The following is a 16520-nucleotide window of genomic DNA, read 5'->3' as shown; positions in this document are numbered from 1 at the left end:
GTCTCACGTTCTCAGGCGCTCGAGAAACACTGACGTGTCACCGAGAGAAGTGACATGTCACTGCCGCCGAGGGTGGCGGCGTTGCGGGGGCGGTCAGGCCAGCCGGTCGTCGTCGCCGAGCGCGGCCCGCAGGGCGGCGACGAGGGAGAGCAGCCGGGCCGAGCCGGGGAGGTCCTCGACCATGACCACCTGCTCGGCCCCGTCGGCCAGCGGAAGCTTCCAGTTGGGATACTCGGTGTCCGTGCCCGGCTGGTTCTGCGCGCGCCGCTCGCCCACCGCGTCGGTGAGCGAGACGCCCACCAGCACGGCCGGGGTGCGGACCACATAGGCGTGGAGGGCCTCGACGAGCTCGCGCTCGGTGGGGTTCTCCCCGACCAGGCCGTGCTCGCGCAGCCGGTCGACCATGCGGTGGCGCTCCGTCCGGGCCTCCTCGCGCACCTGCTCGACCGGCTCGGTGAGCAGCCCGAGCCGCTCGCGCAGGTCGACGTGCTCCTCGGCCAGGTAGCCGGCGACGGGCGGCAGGTCGTGGGTGTCGACGGTGGCCAGGACGAGGCGTCGGTAGGCGTCCGGCTGGAGGGGCTGGCCGGCGCCGTCCTTCTCGAACCAGAGCACCGAGGTGCCGAGCACCCCCCGCTCCTCCAGGTAGTCGCGCACCCACGGCTCCACGGTGCCCAGGTCCTCCCCGATCACGGCGGCGCCCGCACGGTCGGCCTCGAGGAGCAGGACGCCGACCATGGCCTCGTGGTCGTAGCGCACGTAGGTGCCCTCGTCCGCGCCCATGCCGTCCGGGATCCACCACAGCCGGAACAGCCCCAGGATGTGGTCCACGCGCACCGCGCCGGCGTGGCGCAGCACCGTGCGGGCCATCTCGCGCAGCGGCGCGTACGCGGTGCGGGCCAGGGCGTCGGGCCGCCACGGCGGCTGGCTCCAGTTCTGGCCCTGCTGGTTGTACATGTCCGGCGGTGCGCCCACGCCGATGCCCTGGGCGAAGGCCTCGCGGTCGATCCAGGAGTCGGCTCCGCCGGGGTGGACCCCGACCGCCAGGTCGTGCATGACCCCGAGCCCCATGCCGGAGTCGAGGGCCACCTGCTGGGCGTGGGCCAGCTGCTCGTCCGCGACCCACTGCAGCCACACGTAGAAGTCGACCCGCTCGGCCAGCTCGCGGCGGGCGCGGGCGACGAACGGGGAGCGGATGTCCTGCAGCTCCGTCGGCCAGCCGGTGCTCGCGTACCTCTCGTGCAGCGCGCACCAGAGGGCGAAGTCCTCCAGCCCCTGGCCCTCCTCCGCCCGGAACCGGTCGAGCGCCCGCTGACGGGACCGGCTGCGGCCCGCCGCGAAGATCACCTCGAGCGCCTGGCGCTTCGCGGACCAGGCGGCGTCGCGGTCGATGGGCCGGTTCGTGGCGTTGGCGCCCCGGACCTCCTCGGCGGCCCACTCCACGAGGGCGCGCTGGGGTCCGCTGAGGTACGCGGCCTCGCGCACCTCCTCCGGGCGGATGTAGATCGGGTTGACGAACCGGCGCGTGACCGGCAGGTACGGCGAGGGGGTCATCCGGCCGCTCGGCTCCGCCGCGTGCAGCGGGTTGATGAGCAGGAAGTCCGCGCCCAGATCGCCCGAGAAGCTCGTCAGCTCCGCCAGGTCCGAGAGGTCCCCGATCCCCCACGAGCGGGCCGAGCGCACCGAGTACAGCTGCGCCATCAGGCCCCACCCGCGGGCGGTGGCGACCCCCGGGTCCGGGAGCCGGTCGGGCGTGACGGCGAGCGGGCTGCGGACGGCTCGTCCGCCGTCGACCCGGGCCTCCACCTCGTGCCAGCCGACCGGCAGGTCGGCGGGCAGGACGAAGGTGGCCCGGCCGACGAGCACGCCGTCCACCACGCGCGGCTCCACCCAGGCGTCCTTCTGCTCCAGCTCGCGCGTGCCGCCCGCCTCGAGCTCGACGACGACGGCGACGCCCGTGCCGTCGGGCACGTGCACCGCGAGCTCGTGCGTCCGTCCCTCCCGCACCACCACGGACGGCGGGAGCACCGCGCGCCACGGCGCCAGCTCGGCGTCCGCGAGCGCGGCGCGCACCTGGCCCTCGTCGCCCGCGGGCACGCCGAGCGCGGCCAGCACGGCGCGGATGGTCGCGGCGGAGACGATCCGGTGGTGACCGGTGAAGTCCCAGAACTCGGTCGCCACGCCGAGGCTGTCGGCGAGCCGCCGCAGCTCCGGCGAGGGGGTGGTGGTGTCCGCGGCCGGTGCCGGGCTGGACGTCATGGTGCTCCTCGGTCTGGACGGACGCGTCAGGTCCGCCGTAGGTGTTCGCGCCCGGGGCCTCGCCCTCGCCGGCGCACCGCGCGACGGTCCTGGGTTACAGGAGCGCGCTGATCTCCTCGGCCAGGTCGTCCGCCTCCGGGCCGACCACGATCTGCACCACACGGCCCACCCGCACGACGCCGAACGCACCGGTGGCCTTGAGGTCACTCTCACCCACGACGGCCGGGTCCCGGACCTCCACGCGCAGACGGGTGATGCACGGCTCGACGTCGACGACGTTCGGCGCACCTCCCAGGGCGGCCAGGATGCTCTCGGCCTTGTTCATCGAACTCCTCCAACGGTGTTGAGACGGTGTGCGTGCGGGATTCGTCACGTTCCCGCGACCTCCTCCGAGCCTACCCGCGCGCTACCGGTGCACCAGCGGATCGGCGCGCGGGGGCGCGTCCGGCGGCGTCACCCGGGGCCGGTCACCGTGCTCCCGGCGCGTGCGCCGGGCGGGCGGGCCGAGGCGCGGCATGATGGGGCGCATTCCGAGGACAGGAGCATCCATGAGCACCCAGGCCGCGGGCGAGGACGCCCCGGACACCGTCATGCCCGACCCCGGCGCCCCGGCGGGCGCGGCCGAGCCGCTGCGCGGCGTCGGCGTCAGCCCCGGCCTCGCCGCCGGCCCCGTGGCGCAGGTCCGCCCGCCCGCCGGCGAGCCCCCGGCCGGTCCCGCGGTCGCGGAGGAGCAGGCCGAGGCCGAGGCGGGACGGATCGCCGCCGCCGCGGAGGCCGTGCGCGGCGCCCTGGAGCAGGCGGCGACGACGGTCGAGGGCGAGCGCCGCGAGCTGCTCGAGACGACGGCGCAGATGGCGGCCGACCCCACGCTCGTGAAGAGCGCCTCCGCGCTGGTGCGCGAGGAGCACCTGCCGGCGCCGCGGGCGGTGTGGCTGGCCGCCGGGAAGGTGGCGGAGCAGCTGGGTGCGCTGGGCGGGTACATGGCCGAACGGGCTAGAGACGTCGCCGACGTGCGCAACCGCATCATCGCCGAGCTCACCGGGCAGCCGATGCCGGGGGTCCCGCAGCGCGCGGAGCCGTTCGTGCTCGTGGCCACCGACCTCGCCCCGGCGGACACCGCGCTGCTGGACCCCGCGCTCGTGCGCGCCATCGTCACCGCGGAGGGCGGCCCGACGTCGCACACCGCGATCCTCGCCCGGTCCCTCGGCATCCCGGCCGTCGTCGGCCTGGCCGGCGCCCCCGCGGCGCTGCCCGAGGGGGAGCTCGTCCTCGTCGACGGCGGGGCCGGCACCGTCGAGCTCTCGCCCGACCCCGAGCGCGTCCGCCGCGCCGAGGAGCGGAGCGCGGTCGTCCGCACCTTCGACGGCCACGGCCGCACCGCGGACGGGCACGAGGTGGCGCTCCTGGCCAACGTCGGCGACCCGGACGGCGCCCGGTCCGCGGCCGAGGCGGGCGCCCAGGGCGTGGGCCTGTTCCGCACGGAGTTCTGCTTCCTCGACCGCACCGAGGAGCCGGGCGTCGACGAGCAGGCCGAGCAGTACCGGCGCGTGCTCGAGCAGTTCCCCGGCAAGAAGGTCGTGGTCCGCACCCTCGACGCCGGCGCGGACAAGCCGCTGCCGTTCGTCACCGACGCCGAGGAGGCCAACCCGGCCCTCGGCGTGCGTGGGCTGCGCACCGCCCGGAAGGCGCCCGAGGTCCTCGAGAACCAGCTCGCCGCGATCGCCCGCGCCGCCGAGGCGACCAGCGCGGACGTCTGGGTGATGGCCCCCATGGTCGCGACCGTGGCCGAGACCGAGGAGTTCGTCGCCGCGTGCGAGCGCCACGGGCTGGGCACGGCGGGCGTCATGGTCGAGGTGCCGAGCGCGGCGCTGCTCGCGGGGCCGATCCTGGCGCGGGCCTCGTTCGCGTCGATCGGCACGAACGACCTGACCCAGTACGCGATGGCCGCCGACCGGCTGCTGGGCTCCCTCGCCGAGCTGTCCGACCCGTGGCAGCCCGCCGTCCTGCGGCTCGTGGAGTCGACCTGCCTCGGCGGCGCGCAGCAGTCCCGGCCGGTCGGGGTGTGCGGCGAGGCCGCGGCCGACCCAGCACTCGCCGTCGTCCTCGTGGGTCTGGGCATCTCCTCGCTGTCCATGACGCCGCGAGCCCTGGCCGACGTCGCCGCCGTGCTGGCGGCCACCGACCTCGCGACGTGCCGGCGGCTGGCCCGCGCGGCGGTCGACGCCGAGTCCGCGGCCGACGCCCGGGCGCGCGTGCGGGAGGGGCTGCCGGTTCTCGCGGACCTCGGGCTGTGAGCGATGATGGGACGGTGACAGCGCAGCAGCCCACCCACGCCGATCTCGCCCGCGTGTACGAGGCGATGGGCGGGCACCCGACGTTCGCCCGGCTCGTGCACCGGTTCTACCAGGGCGTGCGCGAGGACGAGCTGCTCGCCCCGATGTACCCGCAGGACGACTGGGCGGGCGCCGAGGAGCGCCTGACGATGTTCCTGGAGCAGTACTGGGGCGGGCCCACCACGTACTCGCAGCAGCGCGGGCACCCCATGCTGCGCCGTCGGCACCTGCCCTTCCCGGTGACCCCGGCGGCCCGCGACCGCTGGCTCGCGCACATGCGGGTCGGCGTCGACGAGCTGGAGCTCGCCCCGGAGCTCGAGACGCTGCTGTGGGACTACCTCGAGCGCGCGGCGCACGCAATGGTCAACACGCCCGAGCCCGGCCGCCGCAGCCTGATCTGAGCCTCGCCGCGCCGTCGCGTGCGCGGGACGACCACCCGTCCACCCACCACCCAGGAGCGTCATGCCCCAGCTGCCCGAAGCCCCCGACGCCGCCGCCGTGCTGGACGTCCCCCAGACCGACGCCGAGCCGATGGCGACGGTCCTGAGCACCCTGCGCCTGACCCGGCTGGGGCCGGACGAGTTCGCGGGGACCTCCCTGCCGCAGCTGAGCGGGCGCATCTACGGCGGCCAGGTGCTCGCGCAGTCCGTGCTGGCCGCGGCCGCGACGCTGCCCGACGACGGCGACGGCCGGCGCCAGCTGCACTCGGTGCACGGGTACTTCCTGCGGCCCGGGAAGGTCGAGCTGCCGATCACGTTCGCGGTGGAGCGGCTGCACGACGGCCGGTCCTTCAGCACGCGGCGCACCCACGCCCTGCAGCAGGGCAAGCCGATCCTCTCCCTCATCAGCTCCTACCAGGAGGACCAGCCGGGGCGGGAGCACGCCGCGGCAGCGCCCGAGGCCCCGGACCCGGAGAGCCTGCGCAGCGCGCTGACGCTCTTCGACGAGGTGGACCACCCCGTCGCGAAGTTCATGTCCTCCACGGCCGCGTTCGACATCCGCCACGTCGAGCAGGACATCTACCTGCGGGGCGCGGGCGAGCGGACCGACGCGCAGATGCTGTGGATGCGTGCCCGCTCCCCGCTGCCGGCGGGGCTGACCCAGCTGCAGCACCGGGCGCTGCTCGCGTACGCCTGCGACCAGGTGCTCCTGGAGCCGGTGCTGCGCCGCCACGGGCTGAGCTGGCGGACACCGGGGCTGAGCGTGGCGAGCCTGGACCACGGCATGTGGTGGCACCGGCCGCTCGACGTCGGCCAGTGGCTGCTCTACGTCCAGGAGTCCCCGTCGGCGCAGGGTGGTCGCGGGCTCGGCATCGCCAAGGTGTTCGACACGGCCGGGACCCACGTGGCGACCGTCGCCCAGGAGGGCATGGTCCGCGTGCCCGACGACGCCGGGCCCGGTGCGCGGCCGGCCGCGGACCGGCCGCCCTCGGTGCCACGCCCGGACGAGGAGTGGAAGCGGCCGTCGCTGCGCTGAGGGCTGCGGGTCATGGTCGGGGCGCGGCCCCGACGCGACCGCGCCCCGACCCGACGACCGCCGCGGGCGCGCCGGCAGCGGTCGTCGGGTCGGGCGGCGCTCGAGGGCCGTCGGACGCCGTCAGCCGAGGGTGTCGGCCCGCACCGCGACCTCGGCGACGGCGCCCGCACCCACGGTGACGAAGGCCGACGCCGTCCCCTCGGCGCCCGCCTCCACCACCTGCACGCGGTAGCGGCCGGGCTCAAGATCCACCGCGCCGAACCAGCCCGAGCCGTCGGTGCGCGCGAGCACCTTCTGCGCCGGCCCGTCGACCCGGTGGAGCACCACGTCGGCCTGGTCGGCGGGGGCCCCGCCCGCCAGGACGACGGTGCCCGAGACGTGCCCGGTCGTCGGCGCCGTCCTCCAGGTCATCTCGGGCACGACGACCTCGTCGGCGAGCACGTCGGCGCGCAGGGCGTCCGTCAGCGCGGCCCGCTCCGCGTCCTTGACGGCGGCGTCGCCGGACGCCGTCGCGGCCATGGTGGCGTTGGCGTAGGAGTAGCCCATCCAGCCGTCGAAGCCGGCCTCGACCGTCTTGCGGGCCTGCTCCACCGAGCTGTCGACGTCGTTGAGGTAGAGGGCGGGGCCGTTCACCACGTGCCGCCCGGCCCGGTAGTCGACCAGCGCCTCGCTCCACTCGTCGAACATCTGCGCCTGCGCGGGCACCCAGTCCCGCTTGTAGTTCATCGCGGTGACGGTGTCGACGATGCCCTCGTCCAGCCAGCCCTTCCAGTCCTGCATGACGTTGCGGTAGGGGCGGGTGCCCTCCCACCCGCCGTACGTGGCCGGCCCGTAGGCGTAGGTGATGCCGTTGATGCTGAGCCGGTCGGTCGGGTCGACCTCGTACATCGCGAGATAGATCTTGCGGACCAGCCCGGAGACCTGGTCGCGGCGCCAGTCGCTGAACTGCTCGTCGGTCGGGGCCGGGACGTCCGTGCGGCCGGTCTCGGCGGCGAACCGTGCGAGGGAGACCTCGGAGTACCCCCAGTCGTTGACGAAGTCCCCGCTGTTGTAGTCCGGGTAGCGGATGTAGTCGAGGTTGACGCCGTCCACGTCGTAGTTCTCGGTGATGGAGGCGACGGCGTCCACCACGTAGTCGACGGCGTGCGGGTTGGCCGGGTCGATGAAGGAGTTGTTGCCCACCTTCTCCACGCCGTCGGCCCGCTTGTTCAGCCAGCGGTGCTCGCCCTCGGCGGCGAAGCCGTGGGCGTTGTAGGCGTGCTCGGGCGACCTCGGCGGGGTCGCGGAGTTCCACAGCGTCGTGGCGTTGACCCAGGCGTGGACCTCGATGCCCGCGGCGTGCGCCTGCTCGATCACCTCGGCGAGCGGGTCGTACGGCGCCGGGTCCACGAACGCGTCGGTGCGCGGGTAGAGCGCGTCGTTGCAGAAGCAGTCGAACCGGCGGCCCACCTGGACCACCAGCACGTTGGCGCCGAGGTCCTCGGCGTCGGCCACGAGCTCCGTGACCTGCTCGGCGTCGTAGATCCCTGCGTTGAACGCGTCGACCCAGTACCCGCGCCACTGCTCGGGCCGGTCCTCGGCCTGCGCCGTGACCGGCGCGGCGAGCGCGAGTGCGGGCAGAAGTGCAAAACCCCCCAGTGCGGCGATCGTCCGTGAAGTCGGTCGTCTCATCGTCCTGCTCCTCTCGAGTTGTCCTGCCGTCGCGCGGCTCTGCGCGAGGCGGGCCCGGCGCGCGTCATCGGGCGGCGGGCCTGGCGGGCGTTCCCCGCGGCGGTGCTCCTTCCTGCTCGGTGACGGTGCGAGTCGGTTGGCGCGGCGGGCCTCAGTGCGAGGTCGTGCGCGGGCGGTGCTCCACGCGCCGGTCGCGGACGGCGTCGCGGGTGGCCTCCAGCGCCCGCTGGCTCGCCGCGAAGGTGCGCTGGGCGACGCCGACGAAGACGCAGTCCACGACGGTCAGCTGCGCGAGCCGCGACGCGGTCGCCCCGGAGCGGAACGTCGTCTCCCGGGCCGCGGTGAGCAGCACGTGGTCCGCCCCGAGCGCGATCGGCGAGCGCGGTGCGTTCGTGATGGCCACGGTCGTGGCCCCGTTGCGCCGGGCGATGGCGAGCGCGTCCGCGGTGTCGACGGTGGTGCCGGTGTGGGAGATGCCGATAGCGACGTCGCCGACGCCCAGGAGCGCCGCGGACGTGAGCGCGAGGTGGGCGTCCGGGAAGGAGAACGCGACGCGCCCGATGCGGTGGAGCTTCTGCTGGAGGTCGGCCGCCACGATGCCCGAGGCCCCCACCCCGTAGACGTCCGTGCGCCCGGCGGCCACCACGGCGTCCACGACCGCCTCCAGCTCCGGGACCGACAGCGCGCGGCCCGTCTCCTCGACCGCCCGGGCGTCCGCGAAGGCGATCTTGGCGACGACGGAGTCCAGGTCGTCCCCCTCGGCGATGTCGCCGGTGATCTCGGCGGGGCGGGACTCGCCCTCCCGCCGTCCGAGGTCGGCGACCAGCGCGAGCCGGAACTGCCGGTACCCGTCGAGCCCGGCCTCGCGGCACAGCCGCACGATGGTGGACTGCGACGTCCCGGAGGCCTGGGCCAGCTGGGTGATCGTCAGGCCGGCCGCGCGCTCGGGGTCGGCGAGGACGAGCTCGGCCACCCGCCGGGTCGAGGGCTGGAGGTTCTCCAGCAGCCCCCGCAGACGCACCGCGAGCGGCACCTCGCTCACCGCACGCCCGCCCCGAGGGCGGCGACGGCGGAGCGCACCCCGGCGGGGTCGTCGGCCCGGGCGGGGTCCGGCGGGAACGTAGCGGACGCCCGGGCCGCCGCCTCCACCGTGCTGCCGGCCAGCAGGGCTACGAGCGCGACGCGGACGCGCCCGCCGGCCTCCTCGAGAACCTCCGCGCAGCGCGCCGGCTCCTGGTCGGTGGCCTGCACGAGCATCCGCACCGTCCGCGCCCGGAGCTTCTGGTTGGTCGGCCGCACCTCGATCATGAGGTTGGAGTACGTCTTGCCCAGGCGCACCATCACGGCCGTCGAGAAAGTGTTCAGGACCAGCTTCTGCGCGGTCGCCGCCTTCATCCGGGTCGAGCCGGTGACCACCTCGGGGCCGGTGTCCACCAGCACCGCGACGTCCACCGCACCGGCCAGCGGGGCGGCGGGGTTGGTGGAGACCAGGGCGGTCGCCGCGCCGCGCTCGCGCGCCGCGGCGAGCGCGCCCCCGACGAACGGGGTGCGCCCGCTCGCGGTCAGCCCCACCACGAGGTCGTCCGGCCCGAACTGCTCGCCGAGGGTCCGGCCGGCGCCGGCGTCGTCCTCGGCGCCCTCGACGGCCAGCATCATCGCCCCCGGGCCGCCGGCGAGGTGCGCGCGGAAGGCCTCCTCGCCCACGTCGTAGGTCGGCAGCAGCTCGACCGCGTCGAGGACACCGAGCCGCCCGGACGTGCCGGAGCCGACGTAGTGCACGCGCCCGCCCGCCGCGATCGCCCCGACGGCGCGCTCGACGAGCTCGGCCACGGGCCCGGCCACCGTCGCGACGGCGTCGTGGACCGTGCGGTCCTCGGCCATCACCAGGGCGACCAGCTCGCGGGCCGGCAGCTGGTCGATCCCGGCGGTGCGCGGGTTGCGTTCCTCCGTGGGCGAGCGCAGGCCGATGACCTCGCGCCAGTCGTTGTCGGTCCGGCTCATGGCGGCTCCAGGGTCGGGCTCGGGTCGCGCGGGGCTGCTGCGGTCCGGCGGTCGGACGCGCGGACCGGGCGGTGGTTCGATGGAGCGGAAGCTCCTGTGGTGGTGATAACTTCCGTTCACCGACGCAAGTTGGAAAGTTACCACCGTCGACCGAGGTGGGGAATAGCGTGCCTCCAATCTCTGAGTACGCCGGCACCGCGGGCGCGCTGCGCGCCGTGGTCGGCCTCGACGTGGGCGGGACCTCCTCGACCGCGGGCGTCCTGGCCCCGGACGGGGCCGTGCTCGCCGTCGTCGAAGGGCCCGGCGCCAACTTCCGGTCCTCCCCCGGCGTGGTCGTCGATCATCTGCGGGCGGTCCTCGCCGCCGCGGCCGCGCAGGCGGATGGGCGGCTGGACGGCCGCTGGCAGGCCGACGCGCTCGTGGCGGGGATCGCCGGGGCGGGACCCGCCGGCCGGGCCCGCGCCGTCGCCCTGCTCCACGACGCGCTGCCGGGCAGCGGGATGCCGGTCCCGGTGGCCGCCGAGGTCGTGACGGACCCGGTCGTCGCCTACGCGGCCGGGGCGCCCGGGCCCGACGGCGCCCTCCTGCTGGCGGGCACCGGCGCGATCGCCCTGCGAGTGGCCGGCTTCGCCGAGCGGGCCCGCTCCGACGGGCTCGGCTGGCTCCTCGGGGACGTCGGCTCGGGCGTCTGGCTGGCCCTGGCCGGCCTGCGCGCAGCGGCGGCCCACCTCGACGGGCGTGGCCCCGCGACCGCGCTGACGCCAGCGGCGGCGGAGCTGGCCGCCGCGGCCGGGGCCGCCGTCACCGGCGACCCGCGCCAGGATCTCGTGCGCCTGACCGACACCCGCTCCCCCGCCCAGCTCGGCTCCTTCGCCCGAGAGGTGACGGCGTGCGCGGCCGTCGGTGACGCCGTCGCCGCCGGCATCGTGGCCGAGGGGGTCGCCGGCCTGCTGCGCTCGCTGTCCGCCGTGGCCGACGGCGCCGCGGACGTCGTGCTCGCGGGCTCGGTGCTCACCCGGCCCGGTCCCGTCCGCGACGGCGTGCTGGCCGGCCTGCGACAGCCCGCCCACGACCTGCGCGTCCACGACGCCGCCGCGCCGGTGGTCGGCGCGCTGCGCCTGGCCGCGGACCGGGCCGGCTGGCCGCTGCCGGACGTCGCCGCCCTCACCGCCGCCGTCGGGGCGGCACGTGGCTGAGCGCGCCGGGTCGGGCCTCGCCGTCGGCCCCTACCGTCCCGGCGACCGTCCGGCGCTGTACGAGATCTGCCTGCGCACGGGGGACGCCGGCCGGGACGCCACCAGCCTCCACCGGGACCCGGAGCTCCTCGGCCACGTCTACCTCGGCGCCTACCTCGCGCTCGAGCCGGGCCTCGCCCGCGTGCTGCGCCGCCCCGGCGGCGAGCCGGTCGGCTACGCCGTCGCCACCGTCGGAACCACGGCGTTCGAGGACGCGTGCGAGGCGTCCTGGTGGCCGCCGCTGCGGGCGCGGTACCCGCTCCCGGAGCCCGGCGACGACTCGCCCGACGCCCGGCTCGTCCGGGCGATCCACGCCGGGACGCGCACCGCGGGCGCCTGGCTCGTCGACCACCCGGCGCACCTTCACGTGGACCTGCTGCCGGAGGCGCAGGGCGGCGGGCACGGCCGCCAGCTGCTGGAGTCGGTCCTCGCGGCGCTCGCCGTGGCGGGCGCGCCGGGCGTGCACCTCGGCGTCGACCCGGCCAACGAGGGTGCCGTCGGGTTCTACCAGCACCTTGGTATGCGCGTGCTCGAGCGGACGGACGCCCTCGTGCTGGGCCTGCGCCTGGGTCGGCGAGCGCGAGGCGGCACACGCCAGCACACTGACCCCGTGAGAGGTGACGGGTGAGACTCCGGCGGGTGCGGGTGGACGGACCGGGCCTGAGCAGGCGCCGGGCCGGGACCGGGTTCGTCTACCTCGACGCCGACGGCGCCCGGGTCAGCGATCCGGACGTGCTGGCGCGCTGCCGCGCGCTGGTCATCCCGCCCGCCTGGAAGGACGTGTGGATCTGCCCGGTCGTCAACGGGCACATCCAGGCGGTGGGTACCGACGACGCCGGGCGCCGCCAGTACCTCTACCACCCCGCGTGGCGCGAGAGCCGCGACGCGGCCAAGCACGAGCGCGTCCTCGACCTCGCGCGCCGGCTCCCGTCCGCCCGCCGTCAGGTGACGATGGACCTCGCGCGCAACGGCATGCCGCGCGAGCGCGCCCTCGCGGTCGCCTTCCGGCTGCTGGACATCGGGTTCTTCCGGATCGGCGGCGAGACCTACGCGGAGAACAACGGCAGCTACGGCCTCGCCACCCTCCTCAAGCGGCACGTGCGCATCACCCGCGACGGGGAGATGACGTTCGCCTACCTGGCCAAGTCCGGGCAGTCCCGGCGACTCGTGCTGCGCGACGAGGCGCTCGTCGAGCCGCTGACGATGATGCGCCGGCGCCGGGGCGGCGGCGAGGAGCTGCTCGCGTACCGGCGCCGCGGCGAGTGGGTCGACGTGACCAGCGCCGACATCAACGAGTACGTCAAGGAGCGGCTGGGGCCGGACGCGTCGGCCAAGGACTTCCGCACCTGGCACGGCACGGTGCTCGCCGCGCTCGAGCTGGCGGTCCGCGCCCCGGGAGCCACCACGCGCACCGCGCGGAAACGGGCGGAGCGGGAGGCGGTGAAGGCCGTGGCGCAGTACCTGGGCAACACCCCCGCCGTCAGCCGGTCGTCCTACATCGACTCCCGGGTGCTCGACCTCGCCGAGCGCGGCCGGACGATCGACCTCCGGCTCGCGCGGCGGGCGGACAACCCGGGCGACCCGGCGCCGCCCGACACGCACGGGGCCGTCGAGAGAGCGGTCCTCGAGCTGCTCGGGTGACGCACCGGCCGCTGCCGGGCGGACGGGCGAGGCTCTGCACGGGTGGGCGGGCGTGCCCGCCGGTGACGCCTCAGCGGCCGCGGCGCCGGAACGGGACCGGCTCGTCCAGGTACGGCTCCCAGCTGGCGCGCTCCGCCGGGGTCATGCGCCGCGGCTTCTCCGTCTCCTCGTCGATGAGGACCAGGGTGGTCATCGCGCGCACCGCCGGGTCGCCGTCGGGGCCTGGGATCTCGTAGCAGACGTCGATGCTGGCGCCGCCGAGGTGAGAGATCCACAGCTGCACCTCGACGGGCCGCAGCGTGTAAGGCAGGGGCGCCAGGTACTCGATCTCCTGCCGCGCGATGTAGGTGTTGGTGCCGGAGCCCGGCCCGGTGGCCAGGATCTTCGTCCCCGGCGCGCGGTCGTCCGCCGGGTGGTGGACGGGGTCGACGCCCCCGCCGACGGCGTCGAGGCGGGCGTCCCCGGGGACCGAGGCCCAGAACGCCGCGATGCGCGCCTCCTCCAGGAGGGTGAACATCTTGGCGTTGTTGACGTGCTGGTAGCCGTCGATGTCGCTCCACCGGATGTGCAGCGGGATGGTCAGCCGGGCCATGGGTTCCTCTCGTCGGACTTCCCCGTCAGCCTAGGGTCCTCAGGCGCGGACGCGGGACGGCCGCCGCCGAGACGACTCGGCGGCGGCCGTGCGGGTCCGTCGGCCTGCCCGGCCGGGGGCCAGGGCCGGGGCCGGGAGGGAACCGGTCAGTCGCGGGTGAGCTTGCGGTAGGTCACCGAGTGCGGGCGGGCCGCGTCGGCGCCGAGACGCTCGACCTTGTTCTGCTCGTAGGACTCGAAGTTGCCCTCGAACCAGTACCACTTCGCCGGGTTCTCCTCGTCGCCCTCCCAGGCGAGGATGTGCGTGGCGACGCGGTCGAGGAACCACCGGTCGTGGGAGACGACGACGGCGCAGCCCGGGAACTCCAGCAGGGCGTTCTCGAGCGAGCCGAGAGTCTCGACGTCGAGGTCGTTCGTGGGCTCGTCGAGCAGGAGCAGGTTGCCGCCCTGCTTGAGGGTGAGCGCGAGGTTCAGCCGGTTGCGCTCACCGCCGGAGAGCACGCCGGCCGGCTTCTGCTGGTCCGGGCCCTTGAAGCCGAACGCCGAGACGTAGGCGCGCGAGGGCATCTCGACGTTGCCGACCTGGATGAAGTCGAGCCCGTCGGAGACGACCTCCCAGAGCGTCTTGTTCGGGTCGATGCCGCCGCGGGACTGGTCGACGTAGGAGATCTTGACGGTCTCGCCGATCTTGAGGTCGCCGTCGTCCAGGCTCTCCATGCCCACGATCGTCTTGAAGAGCGTGGTCTTGCCGACGCCGTTGGGGCCGATGACCCCGACGATGCCGTTGGGGGGCAGCGAGAAGGACAGGCCGTCGATGAGGAGGCGGTCGCCGAACCCCTTGCGCAGGTCCTTGGCCTCGATGACGACCGAGCCCAGACGCGGGCCCGGCGGGATCTGGATCTCCTCGAAGTCGAGCTTGCGGGTGCGCTCGGCCTCCGCGGCCATCTCCTCGTAGCGCGCGAGTCGCGCCTTGGACTTCGTCTGACGTCCCTTGGCCGAGGACCGCACCCACTCCAGCTCCTCCCTGAGGCGCTTCTGGAGCTTCGCGTCCTTCTTGCCCTGGACGTCGAGACGGGCGGCCTTCTTCTCCAGGTAGGTGGAGTAGTTGCCCTCGTACGGGTAGAGGCGACCGCGGTCGACCTCGGCGATCCACTCGGCCACGTGGTCGAGGAAGTACCGGTCGTGGGTGACGGCGATGACCGCGCCGGGGTACTTGGACAGGTGCTGCTCGAGCCACTGCACCGACTCCGCGTCCAGGTGGTTGGTGGGCTCGTCGAGCAGCAGCAGGTCGGGCTGCTCGAGCAGGAGCTTGCACAGCGCCACGCGGCGGCGCTCACCGCCGGAGAGGACGGAGACGTCGGCGTCCGGCGGCGGGCAGCGCAGGGCGTCCATCGCCTGGGCGAGCTGGGAGTCCAGGTCCCACGCGTTGGCCGCGTCGATCTCGGTCTGGAGCTTGCCCATCTCGTCCATGAGCGAGTCGAAGTCGGCGTCCGGGTCGGCCATCAGCTCGCCGATCTCGTTGAAGCGCTGGACCTTGCCGAGGATCTCCGCCACACCCTCCTGGACGTTGCCCAGGACCGTCTTCTCCTCGTTCAGCGGCGGCTCCTGCTGCAGGATGCCCACCGTGTAGCCGGGCGTGAGGCGCGCCTCGCCGTTGGAGGGGGTGTCCAGCCCCGCCATGATCTTCAGGATCGTCGACTTGCCGGCGCCGTTGGGACCGACCATGCCGATCTTCGCGCCGGGCAGGAACGCCATGGTGACGTCGTCGAGGATGACCTTGTCACCGTGGGCCTTACGGGCCCGCACCATGGAGTAGATGTACTCAGCCACTGCTCTCCGCATCGCGTACGTGGTTCTCGGCCGCCCGGCGGGCGGCCTCTTCGGCTTCCAGGGTAGGCCACGCGGGCCCGGCCGCTCCTCCCCCGCTGAGATGCGGGCCGGGCCCCGTGGCGGTAGCACTGCCCCATGACCGACTCCTGGCCAGGCGCCGTCCTGCTCGACGCCGACGGCACCCTGGTGGACTCCAACTACCTCCACGTCGACGCCTGGTCACGGGCGTTCGCGCAGGTGGGGCACCCTGTCGACGCGTGGCGGATCCACCGCCGGATCGGCATGGGCTCCGAGCTCCTGGTGCCGGAGCTGCTCGGTGAGGACGCCGCACGGGAGGTCGGGGCGCGGGTGCGTGAGCTCCATGCCGACCTCTACGGCCGGACGGCAGACCGGCTGCGCCGGCTCGACGGGGTGGTCGAGCTCGTCCGGGCGCTGCACGAGCGGGGCCAACGCGTCGTCGTCTCGACCTCGGCCTCCCCGGACGAGCTGGAGCACCTGCGCAGGGTGCTCGACCTCGACGTCGACGGCGTCACCGCGGCCGCCGACGTGGAGGACGCCAAACCGGCACCCGACCTCGTCCGTGCCGCGCTGGACACGGCCGGCGTCACGGCCGACCGCGCCGTGTTCGTGGGCGACTCCGTGTGGGACGTCGAGGCGTGCGGCCGCGCCGGCGTGCCGTGCGTCGGCGTCCTCACCGGCGGCATCAGCGCCGCCGAGCTCACCGACGCCGGCGCCGTGGCGGTGTACCGGTCCGTCGCGGAGCTGGGCGAGCGTCTCGACGACTCCCCGCTCGCTCGGCTCTGGACGCGTTGACTCAGGCCAGCGCGTACCCGTCCGCCTCGGCGAGCTCCTCCGCCAGCTCGTCGGCCAGGCCCTCGTCCGGGTCGTCCGGCAGCTCCTGACCGGTGAAGCGGGTCCCGTCCGGTCCGGTCAGGCCCGCGCCCGGGCTCTGCGTGGCGTCCCCGCCGGTGGCCGACCCGTCCCCGGCCCCGGGCTCCGCGGCCGCCGAGGCGCGCACGGTCCGGACGAACTGCGCGGTGCCCGTGCCGAGGTCGGCGCCGATGGAGTCGACGGAGATGACGTTGGCCGAGCGCTCGCCGTTCTCGCCCTGCCACGTCTCCGTGCGCAGGGTGCCCCGCAGGATCACCGGCATGCCCTTCTTGAGGCTGGCGATGACGTTCTCGGCCAGGTCGCGCCACGCCTTGACCGTGAACCACTGGGTCTCGCCGTCGCGGAACTCCCCGGTGGCGCGGTCGCGCAGACGCGGCGTCGACCCCACGCGGAACATCGCGAGGGTGACGCCGGTCGGCCCGACGTGGCGGACGGGGTCGCTGCCCATCCAGCCGCGCACGGTGATCTGGATCTCGTTGCTCATGCTCGCTCCTCGGCTCGCGGGCCGGCCGGGCGCCGGCCCTGAACGGCACGGTTCCGTACCCGGGCCGGCCCCGGCGGCCGCCGGTCCCGGTCCTGTGGACGCGGCGGCACC

At 75.0% G+C, this 16520-nt stretch carries 15 protein-coding genes; 7 read left to right on the top strand and 8 right to left on the bottom strand.

Annotated elements, in window-relative coordinates; all coding sequences use genetic code 11:
- Positions 1 to 93 precede the first annotated feature (93 nt).
- Both malQ and KZX45_RS08560 read right to left on the bottom strand, forming a co-directional pair.
- Complete coding sequence (malQ, locus tag KZX45_RS08565; RefSeq protein ID WP_248257307.1) at positions 94 to 2256, bottom strand: 4-alpha-glucanotransferase; 2163 nt, start codon at positions 2254 to 2256, stop codon at positions 94 to 96.
- 94 nt (positions 2257 to 2350) lie between these two features.
- Entirely contained in the window at positions 2351 to 2581 is a 231-nt protein-coding gene (locus KZX45_RS08560; RefSeq protein WP_248257306.1) for a glucose PTS transporter subunit EIIB, read from the bottom strand.
- Positions 2582 to 2846: 265 nt separating this feature from the next.
- On the opposite strand from KZX45_RS08560, the gene ptsP reads away from it, so the two are divergent.
- From ptsP to KZX45_RS08545, 3 genes are all read left to right on the top strand, one after another.
- Complete coding sequence (gene ptsP / locus KZX45_RS08555) at positions 2847 to 4550, top strand: phosphoenolpyruvate--protein phosphotransferase (RefSeq protein WP_248257415.1); 1704 nt, start codon at positions 2847 to 2849, stop codon at positions 4548 to 4550.
- Between the two features lie 65 nt (positions 4551 to 4615).
- Entirely contained in the window at positions 4616 to 4990 is a 375-nt protein-coding gene (locus KZX45_RS08550) for a globin (protein WP_248257414.1), read from the top strand.
- 61 nt (positions 4991 to 5051) lie between these two features.
- Positions 5052 to 6065 (top strand): acyl-CoA thioesterase II, encoded by a 1014-nt coding sequence (locus KZX45_RS08545; protein WP_248257305.1) that lies wholly within the window; start codon positions 5052 to 5054, stop codon positions 6063 to 6065.
- Positions 6066 to 6185: 120 nt separating this feature from the next.
- Here KZX45_RS08545 and KZX45_RS08540 read toward each other — a convergent pair whose 3' ends face one another.
- The 3 genes from KZX45_RS08540 to KZX45_RS08530 all read right to left on the bottom strand — a co-directional run bounded on the left by KZX45_RS08540 (position 6186) and on the right by KZX45_RS08530 (position 9737).
- Positions 6186 to 7736, bottom strand: coding sequence for a family 10 glycosylhydrolase (locus KZX45_RS08540; protein WP_248257304.1), 1551 nt, complete (start codon positions 7734 to 7736; stop codon positions 6186 to 6188).
- A 151-nt stretch (positions 7737 to 7887) separates the two neighbouring features.
- The gene (locus KZX45_RS08535) at positions 7888 to 8778 is read right to left on the bottom strand and encodes a MurR/RpiR family transcriptional regulator (protein WP_248257303.1); all 891 of its coding nucleotides are present in this window, start codon (positions 8776 to 8778) and stop codon (positions 7888 to 7890) included.
- Positions 8775 to 9737, bottom strand: coding sequence for an N-acetylmuramic acid 6-phosphate etherase (locus KZX45_RS08530; RefSeq protein ID WP_248257302.1), 963 nt, complete (start codon positions 9735 to 9737; stop codon positions 8775 to 8777). Before KZX45_RS08530 ends, KZX45_RS08535 begins: the two co-directional genes overlap by 4 nt.
- A gap of 167 nt (positions 9738 to 9904) precedes the next feature.
- On the opposite strand from KZX45_RS08530, the gene KZX45_RS08525 reads away from it, so the two are divergent.
- From KZX45_RS08525 to KZX45_RS08515, 3 genes are read left to right on the top strand one after another with little or no spacing between them, the layout of a single operon-like run.
- Positions 9905 to 10933, top strand: a complete 1029-nt coding sequence (locus tag KZX45_RS08525; RefSeq protein ID WP_248257301.1) for a BadF/BadG/BcrA/BcrD ATPase family protein — start codon at positions 9905 to 9907, stop codon at positions 10931 to 10933.
- The gene (locus KZX45_RS08520; protein ID WP_248257300.1) at positions 10926 to 11600 is read left to right on the top strand and encodes an N-acetyltransferase; all 675 of its coding nucleotides are present in this window, start codon (positions 10926 to 10928) and stop codon (positions 11598 to 11600) included. The genes KZX45_RS08525 and KZX45_RS08520 overlap by 8 nt, the downstream gene beginning before the upstream one ends.
- Positions 11597 to 12613, top strand: coding sequence for a DNA topoisomerase IB (locus KZX45_RS08515; protein ID WP_248257299.1), 1017 nt, complete (start codon positions 11597 to 11599; stop codon positions 12611 to 12613). The genes KZX45_RS08520 and KZX45_RS08515 overlap by 4 nt, the downstream gene beginning before the upstream one ends.
- A 70-nt stretch (positions 12614 to 12683) precedes the next feature.
- Here KZX45_RS08515 and KZX45_RS08510 read toward each other — a convergent pair whose 3' ends face one another.
- Positions 12684 to 13205 (bottom strand): thioesterase family protein, encoded by a 522-nt coding sequence (locus KZX45_RS08510; protein ID WP_248257298.1) that lies wholly within the window; start codon positions 13203 to 13205, stop codon positions 12684 to 12686.
- A 146-nt stretch (positions 13206 to 13351) separates the two neighbouring features.
- Positions 13352 to 15034: an energy-dependent translational throttle protein EttA gene (gene ettA / locus KZX45_RS08505; RefSeq protein ID WP_248257297.1), complete on the bottom strand. Its 1683-nt coding sequence runs from the start codon at positions 15032 to 15034 to the stop codon at positions 13352 to 13354.
- A gap of 135 nt (positions 15035 to 15169) precedes the next feature.
- On the opposite strand from ettA, the gene KZX45_RS08500 reads away from it, so the two are divergent.
- Complete coding sequence (locus tag KZX45_RS08500; RefSeq protein ID WP_248257296.1) at positions 15170 to 15847, top strand: HAD family hydrolase; 678 nt, start codon at positions 15170 to 15172, stop codon at positions 15845 to 15847.
- Position 15848: 1 nt separating this feature from the next.
- On the opposite strand, the gene ssb is transcribed toward KZX45_RS08500, so the two are convergent.
- Positions 15849 to 16409 (bottom strand): single-stranded DNA-binding protein, encoded by a 561-nt coding sequence (gene ssb, locus KZX45_RS08495; protein ID WP_248257295.1) that lies wholly within the window; start codon positions 16407 to 16409, stop codon positions 15849 to 15851.
- Between the last annotated feature and the right edge of the window lie 111 nt (positions 16410 to 16520).

Origin of the sequence: Georgenia sp. EYE_87 (assembly GCF_023148685.1) — a bacterium.
Lineage (GTDB): Bacteria > Actinomycetota > Actinomycetes > Actinomycetales > Actinomycetaceae > Georgenia.
Note: the sequence above shows the minus strand (reverse complement) of the source record. Positions and strands in the feature narration are given on the sequence as shown.

What these genes read in the sequence shown, in the direction of transcription:
- malQ (WP_248257307.1), bottom strand. Translation starts at nt 2,256, where the DNA reads ATGACGTCCAGCCCGGCACCGGCCGCGGACACCACCACCCCCTCGCCG.
- KZX45_RS08560 (WP_248257306.1), bottom strand. Translation starts at nt 2,581, where the DNA reads ATGAACAAGGCCGAGAGCATCCTGGCCGCCCTGGGAGGTGCGCCGAAC.
- ptsP (WP_248257415.1), top strand. Translation starts at nt 2,847, where the DNA reads ATGCCCGACCCCGGCGCCCCGGCGGGCGCGGCCGAGCCGCTGCGCGGC.
- KZX45_RS08550 (WP_248257414.1), top strand. Translation starts at nt 4,616, where the DNA reads ATGGGCGGGCACCCGACGTTCGCCCGGCTCGTGCACCGGTTCTACCAG.
- KZX45_RS08545 (WP_248257305.1), top strand. Translation starts at nt 5,052, where the DNA reads ATGCCCCAGCTGCCCGAAGCCCCCGACGCCGCCGCCGTGCTGGACGTC.
- KZX45_RS08540 (WP_248257304.1), bottom strand. Translation starts at nt 7,736, where the DNA reads ATGAGACGACCGACTTCACGGACGATCGCCGCACTGGGGGGTTTTGCA.
- KZX45_RS08530 (WP_248257302.1), bottom strand. Translation starts at nt 9,737, where the DNA reads ATGAGCCGGACCGACAACGACTGGCGCGAGGTCATCGGCCTGCGCTCG.
- KZX45_RS08510 (WP_248257298.1), bottom strand. Translation starts at nt 13,205, where the DNA reads ATGGCCCGGCTGACCATCCCGCTGCACATCCGGTGGAGCGACATCGAC.
- KZX45_RS08500 (WP_248257296.1), top strand. Translation starts at nt 15,170, where the DNA reads ATGACCGACTCCTGGCCAGGCGCCGTCCTGCTCGACGCCGACGGCACC.
- ssb (WP_248257295.1), bottom strand. Translation starts at nt 16,409, where the DNA reads ATGAGCAACGAGATCCAGATCACCGTGCGCGGCTGGATGGGCAGCGAC.